This is a genomic window from Streptomyces hainanensis, from assembly GCF_004348415.1.
Lineage (GTDB): Bacteria > Actinomycetota > Actinomycetes > Streptomycetales > Streptomycetaceae > Streptomyces > Streptomyces hainanensis.
The window spans coordinates 1-5,429 of record NZ_SMKI01000494.1; the positions used below are offsets into that span (position 1 = coordinate 1).

The window sequence follows — 5,429 nt, forward strand, 5'->3', positions numbered from 1 at the left end:
GTGGCGGCGGTGGCGGCGGTGTAGCCGTGGGCCGAGGAGAGCAGCTGGAGGCCGAGACGGAGCCGGCGGCGGGCCTCGGTCTCGGTGATGCCGAGCCGGTCCGCCATCTGCCGGCAGTCCTGGCGCTGGAACCTGGTGAGCTCCAGCGCGTCCCGCAGCGGCGCGGGCATGGCCGTGACGATGTAGTCGGCGCGGGCCGCCGTGGAGGCGGCACGGACCTTGGCCGCCACCTCCTCGGGGTCGCGGCCGACGCCCGGGCGGCGGCGCAGCCGGTCGACCGCGAGGCGGTGGGCCTCCTCCGCTATCCACGACCGCATCGGGCCGCGCTCCGGGTCGAAGTCCAGCGGGTGCTCCCACAGCCTGCCGAACAGGTCGTGGGTCACACCGGCGGTGAACTCCTCGTCGTCCAGCACGCGTTGCGCGATGCCGAAGGCCAGCGAGGCGAACCGGTCGTAGAGTTCGGCGAGGGCGGCGGCCTCGCCGCGCTGGAGCCGACGACGCATGTCGCGGTCCCACTGTGGCGGCGTCTCGTGCGCCATCCGGCAACCCCTCTCGGTCCATGGAGCCCGTCCCGTGCGGCGAATCCCCGTGCGGCGAACAACCTCAGACCCCGGCGTCGCGTCAAATGTAGTGCGCGGTGGCGTTCGGGCGCGCCCCCCGAGCGCGGAACAGCGCGCCCCAGGCGGGGTTCCCGTCAGAGCTTCGCTCTTTCGGGTGGCCGAATGGCGGGTTCCTGGCACCTGGGCGTTGGCATATGACGCGTGGGCCCCCGGAAAGTGGGCAAGGGCGCACATAGAGTGGGCCGGGCCTTCCCGGCCTCCGGCGCCGGCACGGCGGGCGCGGGACGAGTGGGCGACACAGAAGGGCTGCACGCGGGTGACGTTGAAGGTGCGGGGAGAACAGCGGGGTGAGTGGACCGTGCTGCGGGTGGTCGGCGAGCTCGACCTGGCCACCTCGCCGAGCGTCAGGCAGCGCGTGCACGACGCGGTGGCGGACGGGCGCCGGCACCTGGTGCTCGACCTGTCCGAGGTGCTGTTCTGCGACTCCAGCGGCGTGGGCGTCCTGGTGGCGGCACGCCGGCTGATGCGGTCCTGTGCCGGCGAACTGCGGTTGATACTGCCCGCGCGGGGCGCGGAGGACGGCTCGCACGTGAACCGGGTGCTCGCGGCGCTCGGCGTGCGCCGGCTCTTCGACTGCTACCCGGACCTGGAGTCCGCGGTGGGCGGCGCCGACGCCTCGCTGCCGGCGTAGGCGGCGGCCGGGCGGCCCCCCGTTCGGTCGCCATGGTGCCGCCGCGGTGGTGCCGCGGCGCCGCCGGTGTGCTGTCACTGTTCGAAGGAGTAACGATTCAGGGATCGCACACCGTGGCGGTCCCTTACTCCTTTGCGCCGGAATATTCCTGAAGCGCTTGTTGTCCGACTCGCCCGTCAATCATGCTGTGCGAGACCGGGGTTGTGCCCCGGTTGAAGGCGAATGGTCCGCCGGTTCGGATGGTGTGAGCGGTGCAGGAGCTGGAGAAACAACTGGAAGTCGCCCCCGAGCCCTCGGAGGTGGGCCGCGCCCGAAGATGGGCGCGGGCACAGCTGGGCCGGGGGCGGTCCTGTCCGGCCCGGCCCGGCGAGTCGCAGCCCGACGAGTCGCAGACCGACACCGTGGTGCTGCTCGTGTCGGAGCTGGTCACCAACGCCGTGGTGCACACGGGGCGGCCGGCCGTGCTGCGGATCGCCGTGCGGGAGCCCGGCTCGGTCCGGCTCGAGGTGGTGGACGTCAGCGCGCGTGCCCCGCGCCCTCGGCGCGCCGAGGGGGAGGACACGGGGGGCCGTGGTCTGGAGCTGGTCGAGCTGCTCGCCGACCGTTGGGGGTGGCAGGAGGAGGGGGCGGGCAAGCGCGTCTGGTGCGAGCTGTCCTGTCCGCCGCCGCGCTCGGCGTCGGGTGACGGGGACGAGTCGCGCCGGGAACCGGAACGGGAACGGAAGGTTCCGGCCAGGTATTGACGACCCGTGCTGGCTTGATCACCCTAAGGAAAGGTTCCGTCCGGTTCCCTGGAGGCAGGATCGGGCGGTGCAGGGTGATGCGTTGCGAGGGGACGTCGAGGTCGTCGTCCCGGTCGTGGGCCGACCTCGACGAGTGCGGATCACCGGCTGGCGCCCCTTCCCGCCCGGGGAGGGGCGCCCGAGTTCCGGGGGCCCGCGGGCGGACGGCGAAGGTGGCCGGGTCAGAGCCGCCTGGCGACGGCGGCGGCGATCTTCTCGGCGTCCCTGGCGAGTTCGCGGAGCATGCCGCTGATGGGGTTGGTGAATCCGGTGAAGTAGAGCCCGGGCGCTGCCGGGTGGCTCTGTCTACCGTGCACCAGGGGTCTGCCTCTGCCGTCCAGCAGGCCGAGCTGGCCGACCAGCGGTTCGAGGCCGCGCCGGTATCCGGTGGCGGCGATCACCGTGTCGGGGGTGACGCTCGTGCCGTCGGCCAGGTTGACGGCCGCGCCGTCGAACGAGACGACCGCGGCGACCGGGTGGACCAGCCGCTTCCTGACCGCCTTGACCAGCCCGACGTCCTGCACCGGGATCGCGCCCTCGCGCACCCGGGAGTAGAGGCCGGTCCTCGGGCGGGGCAGCCCGTGGCGGGTGAGGTCGGGGACGGCGCGCTCGATCGGCCGGCAGAGCCGGTCCACCAGGCCGACCGGCAGTCGGCGCACCAGGACGGCGCTGGCCTGGGAGGGCCAGCCGAGGGTGGAGCGGCGCACGATGTGCGGGACGGTGCGGATCGCCAGCCGGACGTGTTCCGCGCCGCCGAAGGCGAGGTCGGCGGCTATCTCGGCGCCGGTGTTGCCGACGCCGACCACCAGTACGTCCTGGCCGGCGAACGGCTCGGGGGCGCGGTAGTCGCCGGCGTGCAGCAGCCGGCCGGTGAAGCCCTCGACGCCCGGCCAGTCGGGGAGCAGCGGGGTGTGGTTGTAGCCGGTGGCGACGACCACGGCGGGGGCGCGCAGCACGCGACCGCCGTTGGCCTCCAGGACCCAGCCCTCGCCTTCGGGGGCGCGGGATATCTGGGAGACCTCGACGCCGTGCGCGAGGTCGATCCTGTGGTGCTTGGCGTACCGCTCCAGATAGCTGACGAAGTCGTCCCGGCGGACCCAGCGCCCCGCGGAGCGCGGGATGCGCAGCCCGGGCAGCGAGGACCAGCGCCTGGTGGTGTGCAGCCGCAGCCGGTCGTAGTGGCCGCGCCAGGCGGCGCCGACGTCGTTCGACTTCTCCAGGACGACGGTGCGCACCCCGCGGCGCCCGAGCGCGGCGGCGACGGCGAGGCCGCCGGGGCCCGCGCCGATGACGTGCACGGGAGTGGTGGTGGGGCCCGGTTCGCGGGGCGGCTGCGGCATGGCGACGAGCATACGCAGCCGGTCGGAGGGCTGACAGAGGGTGTCCGGCGCGGTGCGCGCGGCGGGGCGCGCCGGCCCGGAGACAGGGGCCGGGCGGCGTCGCCCGCGTCGTTCCCGCGGCTGCCGCTACCTGGTGGTCTGGCTGGTGTCTGGCTGGTGGTCCGCCCCGCGGTCTACCTGGTGGTCGGCTTGCGGCCGGTGACGCCGAGGTAGAGGAGCAGCGCCAGCGCGGGCCGGAGGTCGGCCTGCTTGGCGCCGAGCGCCTGGAGGCTCTTGGGCTGGGCGGTGACGGCGGCCAGCATCGTGACGAGCGAGCCGGCGAGCGCCACCGGGGGCGCCGTCTGCTCGGTCGCGCGCCCGCGCGTGCGCAGCTCGTCGATGGAGTCCGCGAGCGGCTTCGCGACCGCCCCCTGCACCCGGGTCCTGATCCGGACGAACCGGCGGTCGCCCTCGGCCGCGCCGAGGTCGATGACCCGCAGGATGGCGTCGTGTTTGCGCCAGAAGGCGACGAAGCCGTCCACCAGGTCTTCCGCCGTCCGCCAGCCGGCCTTGCCGGCCCAGGTGCGGCCCTCGACGAGCTCGGAGAGGCCGGCGCTCTCGCGCAGCGTCTCCTCGGCGATCTCCAGCACCGCGGCTTCGACATCCGGGAAGTACTGGTAGAAAGTGGCCGGCGAGGTGCCCGCTTTGCGAGCTACGTCGATCACCTTGACGTCGCGGTAGGGGGCGGACCCCAGCATCTTGCCCAGGCAGTCGAGGAGCTTCTGCCGTGTTGCCTGACCTCTGCGGCCGGCGACGCGGCCGTCAACGGTCGTTACCTGTCCTGTCATGCAAGTCAGCTTATCTACGCGCGATCACGGCGCGATTTGATCGCCGCCGAATGGGGGGCGGCTCTGGATATTTCCTGACAGATAGCTCAATCCAGACCCCGGGTTCGCCACGGCCACTCGCTGAGGGAAGAATCGTCCCGGAGGTCCGCAGGTGTCAGCGGGCAATGAGATGCTGCGTAGGGCGGCGGAGTGGCGCCAGGACGGGGAGGTGTCAGGCACGTGGTGGAGCAGCTGACGCAGCACGATCCGCGGCGGATCGGGCCGTTCGAGGTGCTCGGCCGGCTGGGCGCCGGTGGCATGGGCCTGGTGTACCTGGCCCGGTCGGCGTCCGGGCGGCGGGTGGCCATCAAGACGGTGCGCAGCGAGCTCGCCGAGGACCAGCTGTTCCGGGTGCGCTTCACGCGTGAGGTGGAGGCGGCGCGGGCCGTCTCCGGCTTCTACACCGCGGCCGTGGTCGACGCCGACCCACGCGCCGCCGTGCCCTGGCTGGCCACCGCCTACGTGCCGGCCCCCTCGCTCGAGGAGATCGTCAACCAGTGCGGCCCGCTGCCGGTGCCCGCCGTGCGCTGGCTGGCGGCCGGCATCGCCGAGGCCCTGCAGTCCATCCACGGCGCGGGCCTGGTCCACCGCGACATGAAGCCGTCCAACGTGCTGGTCTCCGAGGACGGCCCCCGGGTGATCGACTTCGGCATCGCGTCGGGCGTCTCCAACACCCGCCTGACCATGACCAACGTGGCGGTCGGCACCCCCGCCTACATGTCGCCGGAGCAGGCGCGGGACTCGCGCAGCGTCAACGGCGCGAGCGACGTGTTCTCGCTCGCCTCCACCCTGGTCTTCGCCGCCACCGGGCACCCGCCCTACCACGGGGCCAACCCGGTCGAGACGGTGTTCATGCTGCTGCGCGAGCGGCCCGACCTGTCCGGGCTGCCCGACGAACTGCGGCCGATGATCGAGTCGCTGATGGCCCACAAGGCGGACGAGCGGCCGAGCCCGGCCGACCTCCAGGCCGAGTTGGCCCCGCACCTCTTCGCCGCCAGCGACGACGGCGGCAGCGCCTCGGCCTGGCTGCCGCCGGCCGCGGTCGCCCTCATCGAGGCCCGGCAGGGCCGCACCCCCGCCGCCGTGCCCTCGGCGGTGCCGGCCGCGCCCTCCCCGCCGCCGCCGTCCGCCTCGCCGTCCGCGCCGCTCCTGGTGCCGCCGCCGATGCCGACGGCCCCGCCCCCCATGCC

General features: G+C 73.8%; 6 protein-coding genes. 3 read left to right on the forward strand and 3 right to left on the reverse strand.

Translation table 11 applies throughout. From position 1 onward, the window contains the following. On the reverse strand, positions 1-539 hold a 539-nt coding region (locus E1283_RS30920), incomplete at its 3' end, for a sigma factor (protein ID WP_132821484.1). 337 nt (positions 540-876) lie between these two features. On the opposite strand from E1283_RS30920, the gene E1283_RS30925 reads away from it, so the two are divergent. Beyond that, positions 877-1,251 (forward strand): STAS domain-containing protein, encoded by a 375-nt coding sequence (locus tag E1283_RS30925; protein WP_132821485.1) that lies wholly within the window; start codon positions 877-879, stop codon positions 1,249-1,251. A 251-nt stretch (positions 1,252-1,502) separates the two neighbouring features. After that, the gene (locus E1283_RS30930; protein ID WP_132821486.1) at positions 1,503-1,994 is read left to right on the forward strand and encodes an ATP-binding protein; all 492 of its coding nucleotides are present in this window, start codon (positions 1,503-1,505) and stop codon (positions 1,992-1,994) included. A gap of 221 nt (positions 1,995-2,215) precedes the next feature. On the opposite strand, the gene E1283_RS30935 is transcribed toward E1283_RS30930, so the two are convergent. Together E1283_RS30935 and E1283_RS30940 are read right to left on the reverse strand one after the other, a co-directional pair. Then, entirely contained in the window at positions 2,216-3,373 is a 1,158-nt protein-coding gene (locus tag E1283_RS30935; RefSeq protein WP_132821487.1) for a flavin-containing monooxygenase, read from the reverse strand. A 173-nt stretch (positions 3,374-3,546) separates the two neighbouring features. After that, positions 3,547-4,200, reverse strand: coding sequence for a TetR family transcriptional regulator (locus E1283_RS30940; protein ID WP_132821488.1), 654 nt, complete (start codon positions 4,198-4,200; stop codon positions 3,547-3,549). A gap of 219 nt (positions 4,201-4,419) precedes the next feature. Here E1283_RS30940 and E1283_RS30945 point away from each other — a divergent pair. Next, positions 4,420-5,429, forward strand: a 1,010-nt coding sequence (locus E1283_RS30945; protein WP_243745223.1) for a serine/threonine-protein kinase, incomplete at its 3' end; no start/stop codon positions are given.